The organism is Paraburkholderia sp. PGU19 (assembly GCF_013426915.1).
Lineage (GTDB): Bacteria > Pseudomonadota > Gammaproteobacteria > Burkholderiales > Burkholderiaceae > Paraburkholderia.
Genome location: NZ_AP023180.1, coordinates 1,826,402 through 1,850,363, shown reverse-complemented (window position 1 = coordinate 1,850,363; position 23,962 = coordinate 1,826,402). Strand labels below are relative to the sequence as shown.

At 62.2% G+C, this 23,962-nt stretch carries 23 protein-coding genes; 19 read left to right on the top strand and 4 right to left on the bottom strand.

The window, feature by feature from the left end; genetic code table 11:
• Positions 1–8: 8 nt before the first annotated feature.
• The 6 genes from otnK (at position 9) to H1204_RS25875 (ending at position 5,646) form a co-directional block, all read left to right on the top strand.
• The gene (gene otnK, locus H1204_RS25900; RefSeq protein WP_180731374.1) at positions 9–1,325 is read left to right on the top strand and encodes a 3-oxo-tetronate kinase; all 1,317 of its coding nucleotides are present in this window, start codon (positions 9–11) and stop codon (positions 1,323–1,325) included.
• The gene (locus tag H1204_RS25895) at positions 1,322–1,978 is read left to right on the top strand and encodes an aldolase (RefSeq protein ID WP_180731373.1); all 657 of its coding nucleotides are present in this window, start codon (positions 1,322–1,324) and stop codon (positions 1,976–1,978) included. Before otnK ends, H1204_RS25895 begins: the two co-directional genes overlap by 4 nt.
• Before the next feature lie 136 nt (positions 1,979–2,114).
• Complete coding sequence (locus H1204_RS25890; RefSeq protein ID WP_180731372.1) at positions 2,115–3,452, top strand: MFS transporter; 1,338 nt, start codon at positions 2,115–2,117, stop codon at positions 3,450–3,452.
• A gap of 24 nt (positions 3,453–3,476) precedes the next feature.
• On the top strand, positions 3,477–4,265 hold the full coding sequence (gene otnI / locus H1204_RS25885; RefSeq protein WP_180731371.1) for a 2-oxo-tetronate isomerase: 789 nt from the start codon (positions 3,477–3,479) through the stop codon (positions 4,263–4,265).
• A gap of 48 nt (positions 4,266–4,313) precedes the next feature.
• Positions 4,314–5,300, top strand: coding sequence for a D-erythronate dehydrogenase (gene denD / locus H1204_RS25880; protein WP_180731370.1), 987 nt, complete (start codon positions 4,314–4,316; stop codon positions 5,298–5,300).
• A gap of 88 nt (positions 5,301–5,388) precedes the next feature.
• Positions 5,389–5,646 (top strand): hypothetical protein, encoded by a 258-nt coding sequence (locus H1204_RS25875; RefSeq protein ID WP_180731369.1) that lies wholly within the window; start codon positions 5,389–5,391, stop codon positions 5,644–5,646.
• On the opposite strand, the gene H1204_RS25870 is transcribed toward H1204_RS25875, so the two are convergent.
• The gene (locus H1204_RS25870) at positions 5,643–5,918 is read right to left on the bottom strand and encodes a helix-turn-helix domain-containing protein (RefSeq protein ID WP_243468671.1); all 276 of its coding nucleotides are present in this window, start codon (positions 5,916–5,918) and stop codon (positions 5,643–5,645) included. The two genes, H1204_RS25875 and H1204_RS25870, sit on opposite strands and share 4 nt — an antisense overlap.
• 351 nt (positions 5,919–6,269) lie before the next feature.
• Between H1204_RS25870 and H1204_RS25865 the strand changes: the two genes are divergently transcribed.
• From H1204_RS25865 to aspA, 5 genes are all read left to right on the top strand, one after another.
• Positions 6,270–7,370: an asparaginase gene (locus tag H1204_RS25865; protein ID WP_180731368.1), complete on the top strand. Its 1,101-nt coding sequence runs from the start codon at positions 6,270–6,272 to the stop codon at positions 7,368–7,370.
• 235 nt (positions 7,371–7,605) lie between these two features.
• Positions 7,606–8,520, top strand: a complete 915-nt coding sequence (locus H1204_RS25860) for a LysR substrate-binding domain-containing protein (RefSeq protein ID WP_180731367.1) — start codon at positions 7,606–7,608, stop codon at positions 8,518–8,520.
• A 181-nt stretch (positions 8,521–8,701) separates the two neighbouring features.
• Positions 8,702–9,982 carry a dicarboxylate/amino acid:cation symporter gene (locus tag H1204_RS25855; protein ID WP_180731366.1) on the top strand — a complete coding sequence of 427 codons (1,281 nt, stop codon included), beginning with the start codon at positions 8,702–8,704 and terminating at the stop codon, positions 9,980–9,982.
• Positions 9,979–11,460 carry an amino acid racemase gene (locus tag H1204_RS25850; protein WP_180731365.1) on the top strand — a complete coding sequence of 494 codons (1,482 nt, stop codon included), beginning with the start codon at positions 9,979–9,981 and terminating at the stop codon, positions 11,458–11,460. The genes H1204_RS25855 and H1204_RS25850 overlap by 4 nt, the downstream gene beginning before the upstream one ends.
• An 86-nt stretch (positions 11,461–11,546) precedes the next feature.
• Positions 11,547–12,992 (top strand): aspartate ammonia-lyase, encoded by a 1,446-nt coding sequence (aspA, locus tag H1204_RS25845; RefSeq protein WP_180731364.1) that lies wholly within the window; start codon positions 11,547–11,549, stop codon positions 12,990–12,992.
• Positions 12,993–12,998: 6 nt separating this feature from the next.
• Here the strand turns inward: aspA and H1204_RS25840 are convergent, their stop codons facing one another.
• Entirely contained in the window at positions 12,999–13,967 is a 969-nt protein-coding gene (locus H1204_RS25840) for a LacI family DNA-binding transcriptional regulator (RefSeq protein ID WP_180733311.1), read from the bottom strand.
• Positions 13,968–14,227: 260 nt separating this feature from the next.
• Here H1204_RS25840 and H1204_RS25835 point away from each other — a divergent pair, with 260 nt between their 5' ends.
• The 5 genes from H1204_RS25835 to H1204_RS25815 all read left to right on the top strand — a co-directional run bounded on the left by H1204_RS25835 (position 14,228) and on the right by H1204_RS25815 (position 20,510).
• On the top strand, positions 14,228–15,775 hold the full coding sequence (locus H1204_RS25835) for an altronate dehydratase family protein (protein ID WP_180731363.1): 1,548 nt from the start codon (positions 14,228–14,230) through the stop codon (positions 15,773–15,775).
• Positions 15,776–15,834: 59 nt separating this feature from the next.
• Complete coding sequence (locus tag H1204_RS25830; protein ID WP_180731362.1) at positions 15,835–17,175, top strand: MFS transporter; 1,341 nt, start codon at positions 15,835–15,837, stop codon at positions 17,173–17,175.
• Positions 17,144–17,938, top strand: coding sequence for a 4-hydroxy-2-oxoheptanedioate aldolase (hpaI, locus tag H1204_RS25825; RefSeq protein WP_180731361.1), 795 nt, complete (start codon positions 17,144–17,146; stop codon positions 17,936–17,938). The genes H1204_RS25830 and hpaI overlap by 32 nt, the downstream gene beginning before the upstream one ends.
• A 304-nt stretch (positions 17,939–18,242) precedes the next feature.
• A complete protein-coding gene (locus H1204_RS25820; protein ID WP_180731360.1) occupies positions 18,243–19,550 on the top strand; it encodes a dicarboxylate/amino acid:cation symporter in 1,308 nt (435 codons plus the stop codon).
• A gap of 12 nt (positions 19,551–19,562) precedes the next feature.
• The gene (locus H1204_RS25815) at positions 19,563–20,510 is read left to right on the top strand and encodes an amino acid ABC transporter substrate-binding protein (protein ID WP_180731359.1); all 948 of its coding nucleotides are present in this window, start codon (positions 19,563–19,565) and stop codon (positions 20,508–20,510) included.
• Between the two features lie 20 nt (positions 20,511–20,530).
• Here H1204_RS25815 and H1204_RS25810 read toward each other — a convergent pair whose 3' ends face one another.
• Both H1204_RS25810 and nhaR read right to left on the bottom strand, forming a co-directional pair.
• Positions 20,531–20,830, bottom strand: a complete 300-nt coding sequence (locus tag H1204_RS25810) for a hypothetical protein (protein ID WP_180731358.1) — start codon at positions 20,828–20,830, stop codon at positions 20,531–20,533.
• A gap of 203 nt (positions 20,831–21,033) precedes the next feature.
• Complete coding sequence (gene nhaR / locus H1204_RS25805) at positions 21,034–21,930, bottom strand: transcriptional activator NhaR (RefSeq protein ID WP_180731357.1); 897 nt, start codon at positions 21,928–21,930, stop codon at positions 21,034–21,036.
• 147 nt (positions 21,931–22,077) lie between these two features.
• Here nhaR and H1204_RS25800 point away from each other — a divergent pair, with 147 nt between their 5' ends.
• The 3 genes from H1204_RS25800 (at position 22,078) to H1204_RS25790 (ending at position 23,937) form a co-directional block, all read left to right on the top strand.
• Positions 22,078–22,560, top strand: coding sequence for a CBS domain-containing protein (locus tag H1204_RS25800; protein WP_180731356.1), 483 nt, complete (start codon positions 22,078–22,080; stop codon positions 22,558–22,560).
• Positions 22,561–22,652: 92 nt separating this feature from the next.
• Positions 22,653–23,618 (top strand): TIM44-like domain-containing protein, encoded by a 966-nt coding sequence (locus H1204_RS25795; RefSeq protein ID WP_180731355.1) that lies wholly within the window; start codon positions 22,653–22,655, stop codon positions 23,616–23,618.
• Between the two features lie 121 nt (positions 23,619–23,739).
• Positions 23,740–23,937 carry a hypothetical protein gene (locus tag H1204_RS25790; RefSeq protein WP_180731354.1) on the top strand — a complete coding sequence of 66 codons (198 nt, stop codon included), beginning with the start codon at positions 23,740–23,742 and terminating at the stop codon, positions 23,935–23,937.
• Positions 23,938–23,962: the final 25 nt, after the last annotated feature.

Here is a 23,962-nt window from a genome sequence, read left to right as displayed (position 1 = left end):
CGAACGAGATGACCACCTCTACTCGCAAGCCCCTGCTCGGCTGCATCGCCGACGACTTCACGGGCGCAACCGATCTCGCGAACATGCTGGTGCGCGGCGGCATGCGCACCGTCCAGACCATCGGCGTGCCCGCTGCCGATACCCGTATCGAAGCCGACGCGCTGGTCGTTGCGCTGAAGTCGCGCACCATCGATCCTGCCGATGCCGTCGCGCAGTCGCTCGCCGCGCTCGAATGGCTGCGCGCGCAAGGCTGTCGCCAGTTCTTCTTCAAGTACTGCTCGACTTTCGATTCGACGGATAAAGGCAATATCGGCCCCGTCGCCGATGCGCTGCTCGATGCGCTGTCGCCCATCGGCGGCGGCACACCGTTCACGATCGCGTGCCCGGCGTTTCCGGAGAACGGCCGCACGATCTATCGCGGGCATCTGTTCGTCGGCGACGTGCTGCTCAATGAATCGGGCATGGAGCATCACCCGCTCACGCCGATGACGGACGCGAACCTCGTGCGCGTGCTGCAGCGGCAGACGCGCTCGAAAGTCGGCCTCGTGCGCTATGACGCAGTGGCGCAAGGCGCGCAAGCCGTGCGCGCGTCGATCGATGCGCTGCGCCACGACGGCGTGCGCATGGCGATCGCCGATGCCGTCTCAGACGCTGATCTCTACACGCTCGGCGAAGCCTGCGCGGACCTGCCGCTGATCACGGGCGGTTCGGGCGTGGCACTCGGCTTGCCGGGCAACTTCCGCCGCGCCGGGCTGCTCGACGATGCCGCTGACGCAGGCGAACTGCCGCGCGTCGAAGGCGCGTCGGCGGTGCTGGCGGGCAGCGCATCGAAAGCGACCAATGCGCAGGTTGCCGCATGGCGCGAAACGCGCCCTGCATTTCGCATCGATCCGTTGGCGGCCGCGCGCGGCGAGCCTGTCGTCGATCAGGCGCTCGCCTTCGCGCGCGAGCATATGAACGCGACGCAGCCTCAGCCTGTGCTGATCTACGCAACGGCATCGCCGGATGACGTGAAGGCCACGCAGCGCGAACTCGGCGTCGCGCAAGCCGGGGAACTGGTCGAACGCACGCTGGCAGCGATTGCGCGCGGACTGCACGATCTCGGCGTGCGCAAGTTCGTCGTCGCGGGCGGTGAGACATCGGGCGCCGTGGTGCAGGCGCTCCGCGTCGACATGCTGCGCATCGGCAAGCAGATTGATCCCGGCGTGCCCGCGACCGCGACCATCGGTGCGAAACCGCTCGCGCTCGCGCTCAAGTCGGGCAACTTCGGCGCCGTCGATTTCTTCGCGAAAGCGCTGCGTCAATTCGACGGAGGCGCGCAATGACGCTCGCCATCCACACGGGCAGCGAGGCGAAAGTCCGCGAAGAAATCTGCGTGACGGGCGCGAGCCTATACGAGCGCGGCTACACCGTCGGCAGCGCGGGCAACATCAGCGCGCGCCTCGACGACGGCTGGCTGATCACGCCGACAGACGTGTGTCTCGGCCGTCTCGACCCGGCGCAGATCGCGAAGGTCGATCTCGAAGGCAACGCCGTGTCAGGCGGCAAGCCGTCGAAAACGCTCGCACTGCATCGCGGCGTTTACGAGCGCAACCGCGAGGCGCGCGGCATCGTGCACACGCATTCGACGCATCTCGTCGCGCTGACGCTCGCGGGCGTCTGGAACGAAGCCGACGTGCTGCCGCCCATCACGCCGTACTACGTGATGAAGGTCGGCCACATTCCGCTGATCCGCTACCGGCGTCCCGGCGATCCGCAAGTCGCGCAACAGATCGCGGCGCTCGCCGAGCGCGTGCGCGGCGTGCTGCTCGAACGGCTCGGGCCTGTCGTGTGGGAGCGGTCGGTATCGCAGGCGTCGTACGTACTCGAAGAGCTGGAAGAGACGGCACGCCTGTGGCTGATGACGAACCCGCGTCCCGCGCCGCTCGACGAAGCCGCGATCGAAGAATTGCGCACGGCGTTCGGCGCACGCTGGTGAAACCCTCGCAAGCATAGAAGCTCAGCTGTCCGCGCGCGTCGCGGACTATCCACATGACCAACCAGGCAAAAAGCCGGAGGACCGACCGTCATGAAACGGACGGCCAGTAACCGGCGCCATCCGAAGGAGACAGTGCATGACTAGCTATCAGGCGGCATCCGCACGCCCCGCATCAACTGCCGACGCCGCCGGACAACCCGGCGCGGCTGAAATCGAACGCACCTACGGAAAGGTGTTCTGGCGCATCGTGCCGTTCCTGATGCTGTGCTACGTGGTCGCGTATCTGGACCGCGTCAACGTCGGCTTTGCGAAGCTGCAGATGTCGCAGGATCTTGCGTTCAGCGAAACTGTGTTCGGTCTCGGCGCGGGCGTATTCTTCGTCGGTTATTTCCTGTTCGAATTGCCGAGCAACATCCTGATGCACAAGCTCGGCGCGCGGATCTGGATTGCGCGCATCATGATCACGTGGGGCTTGATGTCCGCGCTCTTCGTGTTCGTCAAGACGCCCGCGCAGTTCTATGCGCTGCGCTTTCTGCTCGGTCTTGCCGAAGCCGGTTTCTATCCCGGCGTGATCCTGTACCTGACCTACTGGTTTCCGTCGCATCGTCGCGCGAAGATCATCGCGGTGTTCATGTCGGCGATTCCCGTGTCGGGCATTTTCGGCAATCCGCTGTCGGGCTGGATCATGCAGAGCTTCGATTCGCATCACGGTTTCGCGGGCTGGCAATGGATGTTCGTGATCGAAGCGGTGCCCGCCATCGCTATCGGCATCGCGACGATTCTGTATCTCGACAACGGCATCGCCAGCGCGAAATGGCTGACGCCGCGCGAGAAAAAACTGCTCGCCGATGAAATCGCCGCGCAGCCGCAAGAAAAAGCGAAGTCGCATTCGGTGGGCGCCGTGTTTCGCGATCCGCGCACGTGGTGGATGTCGCTGATTTACTTCGCGTTCGTCACGGGTCAATATGGGTTGACGTTCTGGATGCCGACGCTGGTCAAATCGACAGGCGTAACGGGCGCGTTCCAGATCGGCCTGCTGAGCGCGATTCCGTTTCTGGTCGCGATCGTCGTGATGAATGTGATGGGCCGCAGCGCGGACAAGCGTCGCGAGCGCCGCTGGCATCTGATCGGCCCGGCGCTTGCGGGTGCCGTCGGCTTCACGATTGCGGCTTCGTTCGCGGACAACACGGTTGTATCGATTGCATCCCTGTCGATCGCGGCAGCAGGCGTGCTGACCTGCGCGCCGCTGTTCTGGTCGCTGCCGACGGCGTTCATGTCGGGCGCGACGGCGGCGGCGGGCATTGCGATCATCAATTCGATCGGCAATCTGGCGGGCTTCGCGAGCCCGTACATGATCGGCTATCTTAAGGACCTCACGCACAGCACGCAGTCCGGCATGTACGTGCTCGCCACGATGCTCGTGATCGGCGCGCTAGCCACCTGGCTGACGCCCGCGCGGCTCGTGAACCGCTAAACGCGCATTTAAGGAGTTGCTTCGATGCCTCGCTTCGCCGCCAATCTGACGATGATGTACACCGAACACGCGTTTCTCGATCGCTTCGCCGCTGCCGCGCGCGATGGTTTCGAGGCCGTGGAGTTCCTGTTCCCCTATGACTTTCCGGCCGTCGATCTGAAGGCGCGTCTGACCGAGAACGGTCTCACCCAGGCGCTCTTCAACGCGCCGCCCGGCGACTGGGCGGCGGGCGAGCGCGGCATCGCGTCGTTGCCGGGCCGCGAGGACGAGTTTCGCCGCAGCGTCGATACGGCGCTTGAGTACGTGCGCGTGCTCGGCAACGACAAGCTGCATGTGATGGCGGGCTTGATCAAGCCGGAGCAATCGCGCGCCGCGCATCGCGAGGTGTATCTGAAGAACCTCGCGTATGCAGCGAAGACCGCGCAGGCGGACGGCATCACTGTCGTCATCGAGCCGATCAACACGCGCGATATCCCCGGCTTCTTTCTGAACCGACAGGACGATGCACAGGCGATCTGCGCGGAAGTCGGCGCGGCGAACCTCAAAGTGCAGTTCGATCTTTACCACTGCCAGATCGTCGAAGGCGATCTCGCGGTGAAGCTCAAGCGCGATATGAAGGGCATCGGGCATATCCAGATTGCGGGCGTGCCCGAGCGGCACGAGCCGGATATCGGCGAAGTGAACTATCCGTATCTGTTCTCGCTGATCGACGAACTGGGTTACGAGGGCTGGATTGGTTGCGAATACCGGCCGCGCGCGGGCACGTCCGATGGGCTTGGATGGATCAGGCCATATGTGAAGGCACGCAGCTGAGGTTGTACCTGAGCGCGTTCGACAGACACACTGAGGATTAACAGGAACATGAAAGTACTGATCACGGGCGGCGCGGGATTTCTCGGCCAGCGTCTTGCACGCGAGCTGCTCGCGCGCGGCGAACTGAAGGGCACGGACGGACAGCGTCAGCCGATCACCGAACTGGTGTTGCTCGACGTCGTCGCGGCGCAGGGTCCGAAAGACGAACGGGTGCGCGTCGAAGTCGGCGACATTGCCGAGCGCAGCGTGCTCGAACGTCTGATCGACGACAAGACGGCGGCGATCTTCCATCTTGCGGCGATCGTCAGCGGCCAGGCGGAAGCCGATTTCGAGCTTGGCATGCGTATCAATCTGGACGCGTCGCGGCTGCTGCTCGACGTGTGCCGTGCGCGCGGACATCGGCCGCGCGTGCTGTTCACGAGTTCGGTCGCCGTCTACGGCGGCGATTTGCCCGATGTCGTGCTCGACGAAACCGCGCTGAACCCGCAGTCGTCGTATGGCGCGCAGAAGGCGGGCGCCGAGCTGCTGCTCAACGACTATGCGCGGCGTGGTTTCGTCGATGGCCGTGTGCTGCGCCTGCCGACCATCAGCGTGCGGCCGGGCAAGCCGAATGCGGCGGCGTCGTCGTTTGCGAGCGGCATCATTCGCGAGCCGCTCACGGGCGAACCGGCCGTGTGCCCGGTGAGCGGGTCGACGCGCTTGTGGCTGCTGTCGCCGCTCAAGGCGATCGAGTGTCTCATCGCGGGAAGCGAGATCGACAGCGCGGCGTTGGGTAATCGCCGTACCGTGAACCTGCCGGGCGTGTCGGTGACGGTCGACGAGATGGTCGCCGCGCTGCGTGAAGTGGCAGGCGATGCCGTCGCGGCACGCATCGAATGGAAGGCGGATGAGCGTGTCGAGAAGATCGTCGGCAGCTGGCCTGCGCGATGGGATATCTCACGCGCGGCGCAGCTTGGGCTGCACGGCGACGCGTCGTTCAAGGATATCGTCCGCGCGTTCATCGACGACGAACTCGGCGGGAAGATTCCGCAGTAGTGACTTCTACGGGAGCGTGCGTTGGCTCCCGTTATCTGCGCGCATCGGCTTCTATAATCGGACGATCCACTCACACCGAGGGAATCTGATGCGGCGCAGCGCGATTCTCCTGATGGCTTTTCTGACCGGATGCAGTGCGACGGTCAAGCCGACGCTCACGAACGGCCGCGACGGCGCGGTGATTGCCTGCGACGGCCTGCTCTATACCTGGAAGATCTGCGACAAGGCGGCAAGGAAAACATGTCCGGGCGGCTACGATGTGGTGGATCGCCAGGAAAGCGGAAACCACACCGACTACGGCAGCTATCCGACGCGCAAGCTCGTCGTGAGTTGCAAACAGTATTAGCGCGGGTCACGCATTGCGCTATTCGAAACCGTGGTCGACACGCGAGACTCCGCGCGCGGCGCGGCCGGTTTCTTCTTCTCCGCGAGCGGCTTCTTCGATCTGAACCGGTCACGATAGTCGGCCGGGTTGATCTGCAGCCGTCGATGGAAGGTCCTGCGAAATCCATCCGTGTCTTCGAAGCCGCAGCGTTGCGCGATTTCACGCAGCGATAGATCGGTGGCTTCGAGAAAGCGCCTCGCCGCATCGATCCGCGCATTGGCGAGAAACGTCATCGGTGCGATGTAGGCGCCGTCACGTTATGCGAAGTCCGCATACCCGCATGCATGACTAGCATCAACTTTATTTTGGCCATCCCTACCATCCGTTCTGACTCTGGCGCGCTGTCTGGCCAACATCGCTCCAGGCCTTTCCCAGCGTATCGAGGACGGATCGCAGTCCGGTTTTCACGACCTGGTGGTGCATACACTGAATGGAAGGCACAGCTCATCGGTCGGCGACCGTAACGCGCTCCGCTCGAACGTAGCCAGGCCGATGAATCCCGTTTAGTACCGTCACGGTTTCTTACTCATTCACATACGATCATGAACACACTATCCCGACTCGCTTTTGCGCCAGGCCGTACCGTGAGCGCGCTGCTGATCGCGGCGTGTATTGCGCTTCCCGTCTGCTCGACATTCGCGGTAGCCGCTGAGTCCAATGCGGACCAGTCGACCACCGTCGATGGCCAGAACAAAAAGCTGCCACGAATCGTGGTACTGGCAACGGGTGGGACGATATCTGGAACGGCAGACGCACGTTCAGCCATCGGTTACAACTCCGGCGAGAGAACCGGCCAGCAGTTGCTCAAGGATGTTCCGGGAATCGGCAAGTTCGCAACGATCACGGCCGAACAGGTTTCGAATGTCGGCTCGCAAGACATGAACGACGGGATCTGGTTTCAACTGGCCAAACGCATCAATGAAATCTTCGATCGCGGCGAGGCGGATGGTGTTGTGATCACGCATGGCACGGATACGATGGAAGAGACCGCCTTCTTCCTGAAGAACGTCTTGCATTCTCGCAAGCCGGTGGTTCTCGTCGGGTCCATGCGACCGGGCGGCGTTGTCGGCGCCGATGGTCCGAACAACCTTCTCGAAGCAGTCGAGGTTGCGGCGAGTCCTCAGTCGCTGGGGCGCGGTGTGATGGTGGTCATGAACGATACGATCCACGACCCGCGCTGGATCACCAAAACGAACACGACCTCCGTTCAGACATTCCTGTCGCCGAACGCAGGTCCAATAGGCTTCGTCGATCCGGCATCGATCCGGTTCGTCACGCCCGTACCGGACACCCGTCAGTCTCCTTATGCGCTGCCCGCCGCCGGACCGCTGCCCCGCGTGGAGATTGTGTATGCGCACAGCAATATGGATGCATCGCAGATCGACCATGCAGTCGCGGACAATGCGAAAGGGATTGTGATCGCTGGCGTAGGCGACGGTGATGTATCGAAGGCGGCGTTGGCTGCCATGGAGCGGGCTGCGAAGATGGGGATTGTCGTGGTTCGCGCTTCCCGCGTCGGAACGGGCTTTGTGAATCGCAATGTGGAAGTTGACGATGATAAAAGCGGCTTTGTCGCATCTCTTGATCTCAATCCGCAAAAGGCCCGTGTGTTGACGCAATTGCTGATCGCAAACGGCATCACGACACCCGCTAAAGTGCAGCAGGCATTTTCTGCAACGTACTGACTTCGACAGACCGGTGTGAAAAAACCGCTAATGTTCGCGCGAAGCAGATAGCGGGAGATCGCGCCAATCAGGCAGGATGGCGTCTGCGGCTCAAGCGTGCAGACGCCATCCGCAACCGGTCATGTGGAGGCATCAACGAAGCGAGCGGGACCGGGCTGAAACCGGCCTGGTTCGCGCTGGAACGCAAACGGGCGAGAGGTAGAATGCCCGAGTCCCACAAGGCTACCCACTCGCTATGGAAATCAAGTGGATCGAGGACTTCATCGCTCTCGCTCAGTACCAGAGCTTCTCGCGTGCAGCAGAATTCCGGAACGTGACCCAATCCGGATTCAGCAGGCGCATTCAGTCTCTCGAGCAATGGGTTGGCGCGGAACTGATCGACCGCAGCAGCTTCCCTCCCGTCCTGACACCTGCAGGGCAACTGTTCCGCGAAGTCGCCGATGACGTCCTGAACAAGCTCTTCGATACCCGCGCCATCATCCGTACCGAGCAACGCATCGCCGGCAAGAGCCTGCAGATTGCGGCCGGGCACACGATCGCGCTGAGTTTCCTGCCTTCGTGGCTCAAGCATCTTTCGACTCACTTTGGAGAAGTGCGCGCACGTGTGGTGCCGACCAATGTGCACGACTCGATCCTGATGCTCGTGAACGGCAACTGCGAGTTGATGTTCGCGTACCACCACCCCGAACTACCGCTGCATCTCGATCCTGTGAAGTATGAGCACGTCACGGTCGGTATCGACACGCTCATGCCTGCGAGCAGGCCGAACCCGCGTCTGGCGCCGTTGTTTCGCTTACCGGGAACGACGAAGCAGCCCTTGCCCCACATTTCGTACACGGAAACGAGCTACTTCGGCCGATGTCTTGCACTGCTGCTCAGCCGGGCTTCCGATACCCCGGCGTTGCGGCTTCACTATGAATCGGACATGGCCGAAGTGCTCAAGAAGCTCGTGATGGAAGGCGAAGGCATCGCGTGGCTTCCGAAGAGCGCCATCGCCGCCGAACTCGACGAGGGGGAACTGGTTCCCGCCGGCCCGTCTGCATGGAATCTGCAGATCGAGCTGCGCGCCTACCGCGACGCATCCAACCGCAATGAGTTTCTGGATACGCTCTGGCAGCATCTTCGTGCCGTTTCACCCGTGACGGGCTAGGGTTTTCCCGCCTTATGCGAAATTCGCATGCCCGCATGCAGCACTTGCATTCACGTCTTTTTGACCATCTCTACCATCCGTTCTGATTCTGGCGCGACGTGTGGCCGACGCCGCTCCGGACCTCTTCCAGCGCATTGCAGTCACCTTGCGATTGCATTGCGCCACTCAAGGACGGATGGACATGAAAAATCGCCTTACACTGAATATTGCCGCCGGGATGGTGCTCGGGGTCGTTGCCGGCTATGTGTGTCACACGAGCTTGTCCGACCCGGCGACGGTAAAGGCCGTGGCCGGTTATTTCTCGATCGTCACGGACATCTTTCTGCGGCTCATCAAGATGATCATCGCGCCGTTGGTCTTCGCGACCCTCGTGTCCGGGCTGGCCGGGATGGACAGCGGGCAGGACGTAGGCCGGATCGGCCTGCGCTCCGTCGGCTGGTTCCTCTGTGCATCCTTGTTGTCGCTGAGTCTGGGTCTCGTGCTGGCCAATCTGCTGCAGCCGGGCGCCGGCCTGCATCTGGTCGAGAATGCCGGTGAGGTGAGTACCGGGCTCAATACGTCGGCATTGAACGTCAAGGACGTCATCACGCACGCGTTTCCGACCAGCCTGATGGATGCGATGGCGCGCAACGACATCCTGCAGATTCTCGTCTTCTCGGTCTTGCTGGGACTTGCGCTCAGTGCGTTGAAGAAAGACGAACGCGTGATGGTCGTCATCAAGGCCATCGACGGGATGGTGCCCGTCATGCTGCGCCTGACCAACTATGTGATGCGCGCCGCGCCCCTGGGCGTGTTCGGCGCCATTGCATCGGCGGTGACGCTGCGGGGCGTCGACGTGCTCTACACCTACGGCAAGCTGATCGGCTCGTTCTATCTGGGGTTGGCGCTGCTGTGGCTGATTCTGACGGGCGTTGGCTACGTGTTCCTCGGCCGTCGCGTCGGTACCTTGCTCAAGGCTGTGCGCGAGCCGGCGATGATCGCCTTCTCGACGGCCAGCAGTGAGGCCGCCTATCCCCGTTTGACGGAGCAACTGGAGAAGTTCGGCGTCGACAAGAAGGTCGTCGGTTTTACGTTGCCGCTGGGCTATGCATTCAATCTGGACGGTTCGATGATGTATCAGGCGTTTGCCGCGATCTTCATCGCGCAGGCCTTTGGTGTCGACATGCCCGTTTCGCAGCAGATCTTCATGTTGCTGGTGCTGATGCTGAGCAGCAAGGGCATGGCCAGTGTGCCGCGCGGTTCGGTCGTCGTCGTCGCCGCAGTGGCGCCGATGTTTCATCTGCCAGCTGCAGGCGTGGCGATGGTGCTCGCCATCGATCAGATCCTCGATATGGGACGCACGATGACCAATGTCATCGGCAACAGCGTAGCGACCGCCGTCATTGCAAAGTGGGAGGGTCGCCGGCAGAGCGAACCGGCAGACGCGTCGCTGTTCGATCAGGCGGAGGTTGGAGCGAAATGACGCCCGGGATCGTCGAGAACAGGCGCAAGTACGGTATCGTCGGCGGCCTCGGGCCGCTGGGAAGCGCCGACGTGTTCTTCAAGCTCGTGAAGGCAATGCCGCCGTCGACGGACGCCGAGCACGCCGATCTGATTTTCCAGCAGCATCCGTTCAGGAGTTCGGGCGTGGGAAGCGCCGCCACGACCGAGCGCAAGCTCTACATCTTCAACATGATCCGCGATTTTGAAAAGCGGGGCGTGACGACAGTCGTGCTTCCCTGCTTTCTTAGTCATACCTTCATCGATGAACTGAAATCGAACACGACGCTGCAGATCGTCGATATGGTTGAAGCGGTGCGTCACCATGTCCGCAGGCGATTTCGCGGAGCGCGTCGGATAGGTGTCCTCGCGTCGGACTACACGCGGGAGAAACGACTGTTCGAGCGTTACTTCACATCGCCGGAGTTCGAGATTGTCCACCCGCGCATGAACGAAGGCATCGACCTCGTCACTGAAGCGGTATATGGCCCGGAAGGCATCAAGAGCGGTCATCTGCGTGGCCGGCCGGTTGAACTGCTGCACAACGCTTGCGCGGATCTCATTGAGCAAGGCGTCGATGTCATCGTTCCGGGCATGACCGAGATCGCGCTCGTCGCGGATGAAATCCGTCTGCTGAGCGTGCCGCTGGTCGATTCCAACCTCGTGTACGCACAGCACGTCGTGTCGGGCCAATACGACCCGCCCTCGGGTGTGTTCAAGGTCGGGGTCGTGGGCGGAGTTGGCCCCGCTGCGACGATCGATTTCCTCGACAAGATCGTGCGCAATACACCGGCCCAACGGGACCAGGATCACATCCGGTTGCTCGTCGAACAGAACCCGCAGATTCCCGATCGTACCGAGAATCTGATCGGCGACGGCGCAGACCCGACGGTGTCGCTGTACGCAACGTGCAAGCGCCTGGAGGAGGGCGATGCCGACATCATCGCCATTCCGTGCAACACCGCTCACGCTTTTGTGGAACGCATCCAGCCGTACCTCGGCATACCCATCGTGAACATGCTGACGGAAACGGTCCGCTATCTGCGCGAGACGTATCCGGCGCATCGCGAGATCGGCGTTCTCGCGACCTCGGGCACGATTGCGAGCGGTGTCTATGAAAAAGCGCTCGAATCGCAGGGGCTTCGCCAGGTTGCGCCGGGACCCGCGCTCCAGGCGCGCGTGATGGATGCGATCTACGGCAAGGAAGGGGTCAAGGCCGGGTTCACGACGGGGCAGTGTCAGGAAGACATCGCTGCAGCCGTCGAAGGCCTGATTGCCGAAGGTGTCGAAGTCATCGTCCTGGGCTGCACCGAGCTCCCCCTTCTTCTTCCTCACAGTGAGTTCACAGGCAGAAACGGCGCTCGCGTGAAGCTGATCGATCCGACCGACGTGCTCGCCCGGCAGTGCATCGCCTATGCGACGGCGGCCAGCGATTCACCCACCAGCAACAGCGCAAGATAAAGCCAATCCTGTCAACCCGATGATCCCGTTGCCCTGGTGCATCGGGTGCCATCGAACCACTACTGACACGCTAACGGAGCAACACGATGTCCACGTCCAATGAACGCATCGAGCATGATCTTCTCGGCGACCTCCCTGTGCCGAATGACGCCTACTACGGCGTGCACACCCTTCGGGCACTCGTCAATTTCCCGATCACGGGCATCCCGATCTCGACGTATCCGAATCTCGTCAATGCGCTGGCGAGCGTGAAAGAGGCGGCGGCCATGGCCAATCACGACCTCGGCCTGCTTGCGGAGCACAAGATGAAGGCGATCGTTCATGCGTGTCGGGAGATCCGCAATGGTACGGCGCATGACCAGTTCGTGGTGGACGTCATTCAGGGCGGCGCGGGCACGTCGACCAACATGAACGCGAACGAAGTGATCGCCAATCTGGCGCTGGAGCATCTTGGCCACCAGCGCGGCGACTACGCGCTGCTGCATCCCAATGAAGACGTCAATCTCGGTCAAAGCACGAATGACGTGTACCCGACCGCGTTGAAGATCGCGACGTACATGGGTATCGTTCAACTGGTCCACGCGATGGGTATCTTGCGTCACTCGTTCGAACGCAAGGCCGAGGAATTCCGCGACCACCTCAAGATGGGGCGAACGCAACTGCAGGACGCGGTTCCCATGACGCTCGGTCAGGAGTTCAGCACATTCGCGGTCATGCTAGGAGAAGACGAAGAGCGGCTCACGGAAGCGTCAAAGCTGATCTGCGAAATCAATCTCGGCGCAACGGCCATCGGCACCGGGATCAACACGTCGCCCGAGTACGCTGCGCTCGCGTGCCGGCATCTTGCCAGTATCACGGGCATACCCGTCACCACGTCACCCAATCTCGTCGAGGCGACACAAGACGTGGGCTCGTTCGTGCAGTTGTCGGGCGTACTCAAGCGTGTCGCCATCAAACTCTCCAAGACGTGTAACGACCTTCGGCTTCTTTCGAGCGGTCCGCGCGCCGGTTTTGGTGAGATCAATCTGCCGCCCGTGCAGGCTGGCTCCAGCATCATGCCTGGCAAGGTCAACCCCGTCATTCCGGAAGTCGTCAACCAGATCGCCTTTGAAGTCATTGGTAACGACGTGACAGTGAGCTTTGCGGCAGAAGCCGGTCAGCTGCAATTGAATGCGTTCGAGCCGCTCATCGCGCACAGCCTCTTCAAGAGCGTTGCACACCTGCGCGCGGGATGTCTCACGCTTGCTTCGAGATGCGTTGACGGGATCACGGCGAATCGTGAGAGGCTTCACGCGCTCGTTGAGAACTCGATCGGCATCGTGACGGCGCTCAATCCTTATATCGGCTATACCAACGCGACGCAGGTAGCACAGGAGGCGCTCGCGTCGGGGAGAAGCGTCGCCGAGATCGTCATCGAGAAGGGTTTGCTGAGCCGGGCGCAACTCGACGAAATTCTGCAACCGTCGATGCTGACTCAGCCACGACAGGCCGTTGTCTTTCCGCCGCAGTCGAACGAAGGGGACGCCGGTTGATCACTGTCAGGCCGATTCTCTCTCGACGATCGTAAAGCCGACATCGATCCTGCGCTGGCGCATGGTGCCCGCTTCTATCTTCGCGATCAGCATCGCAGCAGCCAGCTCGCCGATTTTCGTACCGTCGATCCGGACCGTCGTAAGCGGTGGGTCCGTATCGGCCGAGAAATTCTGGTCACCGTAGCCCATCACCTTGAGTTGCTCCGGCACGCGCATGTTCCTGTGGCGGGCTTCCATCAATACGCCCAGCGCCATGATGTCGGCGCCGCAGAAAACCGCGTCGATCGACGGGTGTTCGTCGAGCAGACGGGCCAGCGCGCGCCGGCCGTCGCCGAGTTTGGCAGGCGATTCGACCGATACGACAGGTATCGGCGTGCTGCTATCGAAGGCCTTGATGAACGCTTCGGCGCGGGCCTGTGCGCGACGGTCGTCGGGCGTCACGATCGCGGGCCGTAGCGCGCCGCGCTGTCGAAGATAGTCCGCCGCCGCTTTACCGATCTTCTGATGCGAAAAGCCGATCAGCATGTCGAGCGGCGTGCGCGTGATGTCCCACGTTTCGACCACGGGGATGCCCGACGCCCGCAGTTTCTGCCGCGATTCCTCCGAGTGGACCACGCCCGTCAGAACGATGCCCGCCGGACGCCTGCCGATGATCGCATCCAGCAGTGCCTCTTCACGCGATTCGTCATAGCCGCTCTGGCCGAGCAGTAGCTGATAACCCGCTGCCGCGAGTTCGCTCGTCAACGCAGCGACCGTTTCCTGGAACACGCCGCCCGCGATCGCCGGGATGAGCGCGACGATGAGCCGGCTGCGATTCGAAGCGAGCGAGCCGGCAATCAGATCGGGCGTATAGCCGGTTTGCCGCACCGCCTCGCGTACGCGTTCGAGCGTTTCGCTCGATACCAGATCGGGGCTGTTCAACGCGCGCGACACCGTGACCTTGGTCACGCCCGTCAGCCTTGCCAGGTCGCTCAACGTGACGCGGCCCGTGTTCTTGCGCGCGCGCCGCGAAGCGGTTGCCGGGGTGGGCAGGGCGAGTTCTGTCGGGAGTTTGGTCACGAAGACAGGGTCCTGAAGAAAAAAGTCGTTGGCAATTATCCCAAAACCATACTACGATAGCACCAATGTTACCGGTTACATAAACCGGTAACATCAAATGAGAACATCGGGCGATAACAGCGGCCCCACAATCAACGGTCGTGTCCATCGGGGCGCGGCCAGCGGAGACGTGCCGAATGCTGCAGGCAAACACCAGTTTCACCGGGCCGTTACTCAGGCTCCATCATCGGGACAACGTGCTGATCGCCCGCGAGGCGCTGTCGATCGGGCAGCAGGTGCGCATCGGCGACGCGGTCTTACGGATGCGCGCGCAGATCGCAGCAGGTCATAAGGTTGCGGGCGTGCGGATTTCGCGCGGGCAGCCGGTGCGCAAATACGATGCGGTGATCGGCGTTGCGGCGCGTGATATCGATGCAGGGGAGCACGTTCATACCCATAACATCGCCTTGATCGATTTCGAGCGCGATCCGGGTTTCGGTCTCGACGTGCGGCCCGTCGATTACATTCCCGAACACGAGCGCGCAACGTTCGCGGGCATCGTTCGTCCGGATGGGCGAGTGGCGACGCGAAATTTCATCGGTATTCTGGCGTCCGTCAACTGTTCGTCGACGGTCATCAAGAATATCGCGGCGTGGTTCACGCCCGAACGGCTGCGCGCGTATCCGAATGTCGATGGCGTGGTCGCGTTTGCGCAGACGAGCGGATGCGGAATGTCATCGCCCAGCGAGCATTTCGACGTGTTGCGCCGGACCCTTGCGGGCTACGCGCGGCATCCGAATCTCGCGGGCGTGCTGGTGGTCGGACTGGGTTGCGAGCGCAACCAGGTTGCTGATCTGCTCGAATCGCAAGGACTCGAAACTGGCAAGACGATGCATGCGCTCGTGATGCAGAGCGTAGGGGGCACGCGCGCGACCATCGAAGCCGGTATCGCCGCGATCGAAAAGATGCTGCCTGCGGCGAACGATATCGTGCGCACGCAGGTTCCCGTGAGTCATCTCAAGATCGGCCTCGAATGCGGCGGATCGGACGGTTTCTCGGGCATCACGGCAAATCCGGCGCTCGGGGCTGCGATGGACCTGCTGGTGCAACACGGCGGCACGGCCATCCTGTCCGAGACACCCGAGATACATGGCGTCGAATACATGCTGACGCGTCGCGCCGTCACGCCTGAGGTCGGACAGAAACTGCTGGATCGCCTCGCATGGTGGGAGCGCTATACGCGCGGTCACAACGGACAGTTCAACGGTGTCGTCGGCCCGGGCAACCAGCAGGGCGGTCTCGCGAACATCTTCGAGAAATCGCTCGGTTCGGCGATGAAAGGCGGCACCACGCCGCTGCAAGCCGTCTACGAATATGCCGAGCCGATCGATCGCGCCGGCTTCGTGTTCATGGATTCGCCTGGCTACGACCCTGTTGCCGTGACAGGGCAGATTGCCAGCGGCGCAAACCTGATCTGCTTTACGACGGGCCGTGGCTCGATGTTCGGTTCAAAGCCCGCACCGACCATCAAGCTTGCAAGCAACACGCCGATGTTCACGCGTCTCGAAGAAGACATGGACATCAACTGCGGGCGCATTCTGGATGGCGAGCGCTCCGTCGAGGAAATGGGCAAGGATATTTTCGACCACATCGTGCGCGCCGCATCGGGCGAACGCACCAAGAGTGAATTGCTGGACCTGGGAGACCACGAGTTCGTACCGTGGCATATGGGCATTGTGAGCTGACGCCTCGAAGCGTCGCGCGATGCGCAGGAAATAACCGATAAAACGACAGGAGACGTGACATGCAGCGAGCAGCGCAAGTGCGAGGCCGTTCGAGGGTGCGCTGGTGGGTGGCCGGCCTGATGTGGGCGGCCATTGCGATCAACTATATCGACCGCACGGTGCTGTCCGCCGCAGCGCCGCGCATCCAGTCGGAGTTCCATCTGAGCGCCGTCGAAATGGGCGTGGTGATGTCCGCGTTCTTCTGGTCATATGCGTTGCTGCAGTTGCCCGCTGGCTTGCTCGCCGATCGCTTCGGTCAGAAAAAGGTGCTGGGCTTTGCCGTGCTGTGGTGGTCGATTGCGACAGCCGTGACGGGTTTTGCAAGCGGCTTCAGATCGCTGGTCGCGTTACGGGTCGCGCTGGGTATCGGCGAGGCGGGCGCCTATCCGAGCAACGCGGGCATCGCGTCGAGATGGTTTCCGCGTCATGAGCGGGCGACCGTGGCAGGCATATTCGACAGCGGCTCGAAGCTTGGCGGCGCGATCGCGTTGCCATTGATTGCCGCGATGCTGGCTGCGTTCGACTGGAAGATCACCTTCGCGCTGACCGGGTTGCTTGGCGTGGTGTGGTTCATCGTCTGGAAATTTTCGTTCAGCGATTCGCCGCGCGATCACAAGTGGGTCAACGCCGAGGAACTGGCGCATATCCAGAACGGCCAGGCGGCGCAACCGTTGGAGCACAGCGCGCGGCCGCAGCGGCGCAAGCTGCTCGCGCATCGAAACATCTGGGCGATGTGCATCGGCTTTTTCATGATCAACTACAACTCATACTTCTTCATCACATGGCTGCCGACTTATCTCGTCAAGGCACGCGGAATGACGATGATGGAGATGGGGTGGATGGCGTCGCTGCCGCTGCTGACGTCGATCATCGTCGAGATTCTCGCGGGCTGGGCATCGGACCGTGTGTATGCATCCGGAAAGCTGTCGCTGACGGCGACGCGCAAGCTGTTCCTCGTCGTCGGGCTCGTGATGGCATCGAGCATCGGATTTGCTGCATTCGCCGATTCGGCCGCCATGGCCGTGCTGCTGTTGTGCATCGCGAAGTCGGGCACGACGGTCGCGGCGTCGCAGGTCTGGGCACTGCCCGGCGATGTTGCGCCGCCCAATGCGGTATCGATGGTCGCAGGCATACAGAACACGGTATCGAACATCGGCGGCGTGGTCGGGCCGATCGTCACGGGTGCGATTGTCGGCGCGACGGGTTCGTTCGTGCCTGCGCTCGTGTTCTCGTCTGTGCTGATCGGCGTCGCGATCCTCAACTATCTGTTCCTCCTCGGCAAGGTGGAACCTATCCGGTTTGACAGTCATCCAGCGGAGTCCCTGATCCATGAGCAACGAAGCGCAGATCTCAGCACCTAACCCGTTCAAGGCGGCACTCGCCGCGCGCCGCAAGCAGATCGGCTTCTGGCTTTCGATGGCCGATGCGTATCTCGCGGAAGTCAGCGCGACGGCGGGTTTCGACTGGCTGCTGATCGACGGCGAACACGCCCCGAACGACGTTCGCACGACGCTGTCCCAGCTGCAGGCGGTGGCGCCGTACCGCGGTGAGCCTGTGGTGCGCCCCGTGTCGGGCGACCCCGCGTTGCTCAAGCGTCTGCTCGATATCGGCGCGCGCAATCTGCTGGTGCCGATGGTCGATACGGCGGAGCAGGCGCGTGCGCTCGTGTCCGCCGTGCGTTATCCGCCGCACGGCATGCGCGGCGTAGGCAGCGCGGTGGGCCGTGCGTCGCGCTGGAGTTCGCGCACGGACTACCTCGATATCGCCGACAGCGAAATCTGTTTGCTGGTGCAGGCGGAGACGACCACTGCGTTGACGAATCTGGAATCGATCTGCGCGGTCGACGGCGTGGATGGCGTGTTCATCGGCCCGGCTGATCTTGCAGCGTCGATGGGGCATCGCGGCAAGCCCGGGCATCCCGAAGTGCAGCAGGCGATCGATTCGGCCATGCGCACGATCATCGCCTCGGGCAAGGCGGCCGGCACGCTGACGTCCGATCCGGCGCTCGCCCGCCACTACCTGGAACTCGGCTGCAGCTTTGTGGCGACGGGCGTGGACATCCTGATGTTCGCCAATGCCGCCCGCAAACTGGCACGAGACTTCGCGGACGTGCGCGGCGCCTGAGCGGTGTCCGGTTCGACGCACCGCTGAGCGAGCCGCTCGCGCAGGTTGCCTGGATGAGCGGCTAAGCTACACTCTAACTATTCGACGATCTACCGTAAGCTGTCGGGACGAGCCGAAATTCGCGGTTCCGACGCACTACGGGCGCAGTCAGTCCTTGCCGGCCCTCGGGGCGGCGCGCCGGCAAGCGATGTTCCGCCGCCGGACGCGGCCTCGAACGAAGTAGATTGCATTCCGGGAAACACCAGGCGCATCCTGTTTCGACCTTTCCATCCGCAAAATACATGTGGTGAATGGAGGCTTCGAGATGAACAGAAAAAATACCGCGGCCATCTGGATTCTGATCGCGATGCTGGTGGGCATCGGGGTCGGCGACATGATCTACACGAGCTTTCCGGACAAGAAGGCTGCCGCGGAGATCGCGGGCTACATCTCGCTGGTGTCCGACGTGTTCCTGCGTCTGATCAAGATGGTGATCGGCCCGCTCGTCTTCTCGACGCTCGTCGTCGGCATTGCACACATGGGCGACGCGGCCTCGGTCGGTCGCGTGTTCGCCAAAGCGCTGGGCTGGTTCGTCACAGCTTCGCTGGTCTCGCTGCTGCTTGGCCTGTTGATGTCCAATCTGCTCAGGCCCGGCGAGAATCTCGGGCTGCCGCTGCCCGACATCGGCGCGTCGGCGAATCTGGCCACCGCCAAGTTCACGCTCAAGGACTTCGTCGGTCACATGGTCCCCAGGTCCATCGCCGAGGCGATGGCCAACAACGAAATCCTGCAGATCGTCGTGTTCTCGATGTTCTTCGGCATCGCGCTCGCCGCGCTGGGTGAGAAGGGCAAGGTCCTCGTGGCCGCGATCGACCAGCTCTCGCACGTCATGCTCAAGATCACCGGTTACGTGATGAAGCTTGCGCCGGCGGCGGTGCTGGCAGCGATGGCTGCTACCGTGGCCGTCAACGGGCTGACCATCCTGTTGAAGTTCGCGGTCTTCATGGGCGACTTCTACCTCAGCCTTTTCCTGTTGTGGGCGCTGCTCACGGCGGCCGGCTTCGCGTTCCTCGGGCCGCGCGTGTTCAAGCTCCTGGCGCTGATCAAGGAGGCATTCATGCTTTCCTTCGCGACCGCGAGTTCCGAGGCCGCCTATCCGAAGATCCTCGACGCGCTCGACCGTTTCGGCGTGAATCGCAAGATTTCCAGCTTCGTGATGCCAATGGGGTACTCGTTCAACCTCGACGGCTCGATGATGTATTGCACATTCGCGACGCTGTTCATCGCCCAGGCGTACAACATCCACCTCTCGCTGGGTACGCAGCTGACGATGCTGCTGATCCTGATGATGACGTCCAAAGGGATGGCTGGCGTGCCGCGCGCTTCGCTGGTGGTGATCGCCGCGACGCTCAACCAGTTCGGCATCCCCGAAGCCGGGCTGCTGCTGATCCTCGGCGTGGATACGTTCCTCGACATGGGCCGTTCGGCCACGAACGCGGTGGGCAACTCGATCGCGAGCGCGGTGGTCGGCAAGTGGGAAGGCGAACTGCTGTCAGAAGCCGAGGCCGAAGCCAACGCGGCGCGCATCGACGCCGAGCTCGACGCGACGCTAGCCCATCCGGCAGAAAGCTGACGGAGGCGGGGGATGAAGACGCAGCGATTCTGGTCGATGCTGGCCATCGCGGGGCTGCTGGTGGCCGGTGCCGCAGTGCGGGCGCAGGAGGACGTGCAGTCATCCCGCCCGGTTCCCGACAGTGTTGCACCCGTCGCGCTGACGGGCACGCTGTCCAAGGTGCGGGAGTCGGGCACCATCGCGCTGGGCTACCGTGAGTCCTCGGTGCCGTTTTCGTATATGAACACGCGCAACGAGCCGATCGGCTATTCGATCGAGTTGTGCAAATCACTCGTGTCGGCGATCGGGGACGCGGTCAACCGGACCCTGACCATTCAATGGGTGCCTGTCACGCCTGAGAACCGCATCGATGCGGTGGTCAGCGGCCGGGTCGATCTGGAATGCGGCTCGACGACCAGCAACGTGGAGCGTCAGAAAAAGGTGGCCTTCTCGCCGATCATTTTCGTGGCCGGCACCAAGGTGATGGTCAAGAAAGGTTCGCCTATCGGCTCGTTCCGCGACCTCGCGGGCAGGAAGGTCGCGGTGACGGCCGGCACCACGAACGAAAAGGCGCTGCGCGACCTGGACGGCAAGTTCAGGCTCGGCATGCAATTGCAGGTGGTGCCTGACCACGCGCAGGGCTTCGCGCAGGTGGCCGACGGAAAGGCCGACGCTTTCGCCACCGACGACGTGCTGCTGTATGGCTTGATCGCCGAGCATGCCGGCGCGGGCGGCGAGTACCGCGTTGTCGGCGACTATCTGTCCTATGACCCGTACGGCATCATGTTCCGCAAGGACGACCCGCAACTCGCGCAAGTCGTGAGGGATACTTTCCAGGAGCTTGCGGCGGACGGAGAAATCGATCGCCAGTACAAGCGCTGGTTCTTGCGCCGCCTGCCGTCGGGCACCAGCCTCGATCTGCCAATGAGCAGGCAGCTCGCGACCATCATTCAGTCGATGGCGGATGGCGAGGCGCAGTGAGGGTTGGGCTGTCGGCGCATCTAGTAGCGCCAGCCGCGATGTCCGTAGTAACCACGTCTGTAGTAGTAGCCAGGGCCATAGTAGCCGCGGCCGTAATAGGCTCGATATCCGCCGTACCAGTAAGGATAACCATAGCCATATATCACCGGCGGCCCATAGATGACGGGCGGCGGCGCATAGACAACGGGCGGGCCGGCATACACGACACCGGGCACACCGATGCCTATGCCGACGCCTACCGACACACCACCCGCCTGCGCGAAGCCGATCGACCCCGCGCCGAGCGCGGCAGCGACCAGAAAACGAACGAGCCTGATCATCTGCGTTCTCCTCGCCTCGAGTCCAGTTCGAACGACTGGCGACGGCGCAACGAGGCATGGACAAATAGCGCTGAGTCCGTTTTCTATGGATTCAATTCGCAGAGGCTCATACGTGAGGCCGAAGGACCCTGATCTTTAGAGTCGGCGGCTCGGAAGTCGTTCAGGGTCGGCAGAAGGGCACATCACGACAGCAGCGGGCTCCTCTAACCACTGAACAATTCGCTGCGCGCCGCGTCCATGATCATCGCGACAGCCGGATGACTGATGCGGCGCTCAATCGAGATCGCAAAGAACTCTTCGACGATGGTGTTGATCTGCCCGACCATCGTCAGCTTGTGCTCGGCCTGTAACTGGCTCTCCAGCGCGGTTGGCGCGAACAGCAGGCCGCGGCCCTCGCGGCCGAACGCCAGCGTCATTGCTCCGTCGTCGAATTCGCCGACGATGCGCGGCGAAATGGCATGTGACGCCAGCCAGTGATCCAGCTTGCGGCGCACGGCGGATTCCGTGCCGGGCAGCAGCACGGGCAACTGACTGAGCGACAACGGGAAGCGTTTTCTGGCAGTTTGGACCAGCGTCTGCGCGCCGAAGCAGCTCAGCGTCGAGCGGCCGAGCCGGTGATTGAACGCCTTGATGTTGACGTCGGCGGGAATGGGAGCATCCGCGATGATCAGGTCGAGACGGTGCACGGCCAGTTGCGCAAGCAGCGCATGCAGCTTGCCTTCGTGGCAGATCATGCGCAGCGACATGGAGGCGCTCAGCGCGGGTTCCAGCAGCCGGTACGCGATTGCCTTCGGAACTGAATCCGCGATCCCGACACGAAACCGCGTTTGCGCGCCGGATTCGCTCTCGCGCCGCATCGCGCTCTCGAGTTCCGAGCCCAGCGAGAATATTTCGTCCGCGTAGTCGAGCACCAGCCGCCCAGCATCCGTCAGTTCGATCGTGCGCCCGGCCTTCCTGAACAGTTTTTTATCCAGCGCTTCTTCGAGCAGTTTGATCTGGCCGCTGAGCGTTTGCGGCGAGATGTGCAACTGCTCGCCAGCGCGGACGATCCCGCCCGCGTGCGCCGCAACCCAAAAGTAATGCAGATGCTTGAAGTTCACGCCCCCTCCGTCGGTCACTCAACGCTACGGTTTTTTCGAAGTGTTGGCAACAAAAATACGAATTTTATGTTCTCTCAGGTTCGGTTAGATTGGAGCCTCGCATCTGGACGCCGGCGAGCGGCTAACGACCACGGATAGAGGTGACTTATGGCATCGGTTGCGCAATTTCTTCGTTCCAAAGATTCCCAGACAGTGTGGTCCACCCACGCGTCCGCATCCGTCTACGACGCGATCGCGATCATGGCGCACCGGCAGGTAGGAGCACTGATCGTCGCAAACGAAGGACGCCTGGCCGGTATCGTCACGGAGCGGGACTACGCGCGGAAAATCGTGCTGATGGACCGCTCATCAAGGAATACGCCGGTGCGCGACATCATGTCGACGGCGGTGCGCCATGTCAGCCCGCAGCACACGACGGACGAATGCATGGCGATCATGACCGAGCACCGGATACGTTATCTGCCCGTGATTACGGCGGGGCAGGTGATCGGAATGGTGTCGATCGGGGACCTGATCAAGAACCTGATTACCGAGCAGGAACACACGATCCGGCAGCTTGAGCACTACATTCACGGCAACAGTTTTCACGTCGGCCATAGCGGATTGCAGGCGCAACGGCGGCGAGTTTGACCATTCGGAAATATTACCATTCGTAATGTTTTTCGCGCGACGATGAATAACGCGATCCGGGCAGCCCCGGACTTACCCAAAGAGGCTTTTTTATGTTCATGCAATTCGTCAATCACCTTCGACGTGCTGCCGGTGCGGTAACGCGCGGGACGGCAGCGCTCGGTCTGGCGGGACTGCTTGCTCTCGGCGCCGTGGCGTCGAATGATGCTGAAGCGAAGCGGGTGGGCGGCAGTCAAAGTATCGGGCGCCAGTCGCAGACGGCGTCGCCGTCCGGGCAGGCGCAACAACGCCAGCAAGCCCAGCCGGCGCAACAGGCAACGCAGGCGCCTGCTGCCGCGGCAGGTAACCGCTGGATGGGCCCGCTCGCCGGCCTCGCGGCCGGCCTTGGCATTGCGGCGTTGCTGTCGTCGTTTGGGCTGGGTGAAGGGCTCGCGCAAATGCTGTCGAATGCGCTGCTCATCGGGCTGGTGGTTTTCGCCGGCGTGATGCTGTTCCGCTTTATCGCCAACCGGCGTCGTCCGGATCTGGCTTATGGACATGGTGCTGCGAACTGGCAGCAAACGAACGGCTCACCGTTTCTCAATCGGATCGGGCAAGCGCGGCCTGAAGCGACGCCCACGGGCTGGCCGCGTGCAGCGATGGGTTCGATGGGCGCTGCCGGCGCTGTGCAGGCACCGGGACTTGCGCTCGGGCCCGATCAGGCCGCATTTCTGGTGTCGGCAAAGACCCTGTTCATGCGTCTTCAAGGCGCGTGGGACAGGAACGAGCAGGGTGACCTGTTCGAGTTGACGACGCCGGAAATGTTCAGGCAACTCAAGATGGATCTGGAAGCCCGGGGCCGCGAGCCGAGCGTGACAGAAGTCACGCAACTCGATGCTGAGGTAGTCGGCACGGAAAGCAACGCGAATGAAACACTGGTCAGCGTTCGCTTTTACGGTCAGATGCGGGAGGACGACGCACAGACGGCCCAGCCGTTCCAGGAGATCTGGAACATCGTCAGGAACGCACAGGGTGACCAGGCGTGGCGAGTGGCGGGCATCCAGCAGATGAACCACTAAAGGTGCTAGTGGAACTGGCAGTCGGCTTGCTGCATGTCAGCGAGCCGACGTCGTTTATTTCGCCGGGTGGAGAAGGTAAGGAATGCTGCCCTGCGCAGACAGACTCAATCCAGGAGACGGTATGTTGAGTCCACATGAATTCGCCACCTTGATGCTCATCAAGGATGCGCCGGATCAGATCGAACTGGGCCGCGCTGAGCTCGACACGCTCCTGCAGCGCCAACTCATATCATTGGAAAACCTCGCTTCAGGACGCCCACGTCCTCATGTCACAAGCGATGGCGATTCCATTCTCAAGGCGGTCTCCCGGATGCGCTAGACATCCGGGCGCGTTCGCCAACTTA

Coding starts and splice junctions, on each gene's coding strand:
- hpaI (WP_180731361.1), top strand. CDS start 17,144: ATGAGCAACGAAGCGCAGATCTCAGCACCTAACCCGTTCAAGGCGGCA.
- H1204_RS25795 (WP_180731355.1), top strand. CDS start 22,653: ATGTTCATGCAATTCGTCAATCACCTTCGACGTGCTGCCGGTGCGGTA.
- otnI (WP_180731371.1), top strand. CDS start 3,477: ATGCCTCGCTTCGCCGCCAATCTGACGATGATGTACACCGAACACGCG.
- H1204_RS25835 (WP_180731363.1), top strand. CDS start 14,228: ATGCTGCAGGCAAACACCAGTTTCACCGGGCCGTTACTCAGGCTCCAT.
- H1204_RS25790 (WP_180731354.1), top strand. CDS start 23,740: ATGTTGAGTCCACATGAATTCGCCACCTTGATGCTCATCAAGGATGCG.
- otnK (WP_180731374.1), top strand. CDS start 9: ATGACCACCTCTACTCGCAAGCCCCTGCTCGGCTGCATCGCCGACGAC.
- H1204_RS25800 (WP_180731356.1), top strand. CDS start 22,078: ATGGCATCGGTTGCGCAATTTCTTCGTTCCAAAGATTCCCAGACAGTG.
- denD (WP_180731370.1), top strand. CDS start 4,314: ATGAAAGTACTGATCACGGGCGGCGCGGGATTTCTCGGCCAGCGTCTT.
- H1204_RS25815 (WP_180731359.1), top strand. CDS start 19,563: ATGAAGACGCAGCGATTCTGGTCGATGCTGGCCATCGCGGGGCTGCTG.
- H1204_RS25820 (WP_180731360.1), top strand. CDS start 18,243: ATGAACAGAAAAAATACCGCGGCCATCTGGATTCTGATCGCGATGCTG.
- H1204_RS25810 (WP_180731358.1), bottom strand. CDS start 20,830: ATGATCAGGCTCGTTCGTTTTCTGGTCGCTGCCGCGCTCGGCGCGGGG.
- aspA (WP_180731364.1), top strand. CDS start 11,547: ATGTCCACGTCCAATGAACGCATCGAGCATGATCTTCTCGGCGACCTC.
- H1204_RS25860 (WP_180731367.1), top strand. CDS start 7,606: ATGGAAATCAAGTGGATCGAGGACTTCATCGCTCTCGCTCAGTACCAG.
- H1204_RS25855 (WP_180731366.1), top strand. CDS start 8,702: ATGAAAAATCGCCTTACACTGAATATTGCCGCCGGGATGGTGCTCGGG.
- H1204_RS25890 (WP_180731372.1), top strand. CDS start 2,115: ATGACTAGCTATCAGGCGGCATCCGCACGCCCCGCATCAACTGCCGAC.
- H1204_RS25875 (WP_180731369.1), top strand. CDS start 5,389: ATGCGGCGCAGCGCGATTCTCCTGATGGCTTTTCTGACCGGATGCAGT.
- H1204_RS25895 (WP_180731373.1), top strand. CDS start 1,322: ATGACGCTCGCCATCCACACGGGCAGCGAGGCGAAAGTCCGCGAAGAA.
- H1204_RS25830 (WP_180731362.1), top strand. CDS start 15,835: ATGCAGCGAGCAGCGCAAGTGCGAGGCCGTTCGAGGGTGCGCTGGTGG.
- H1204_RS25850 (WP_180731365.1), top strand. CDS start 9,979: ATGACGCCCGGGATCGTCGAGAACAGGCGCAAGTACGGTATCGTCGGC.
- H1204_RS25870 (WP_243468671.1), bottom strand. CDS start 5,918: ATGACGTTTCTCGCCAATGCGCGGATCGATGCGGCGAGGCGCTTTCTC.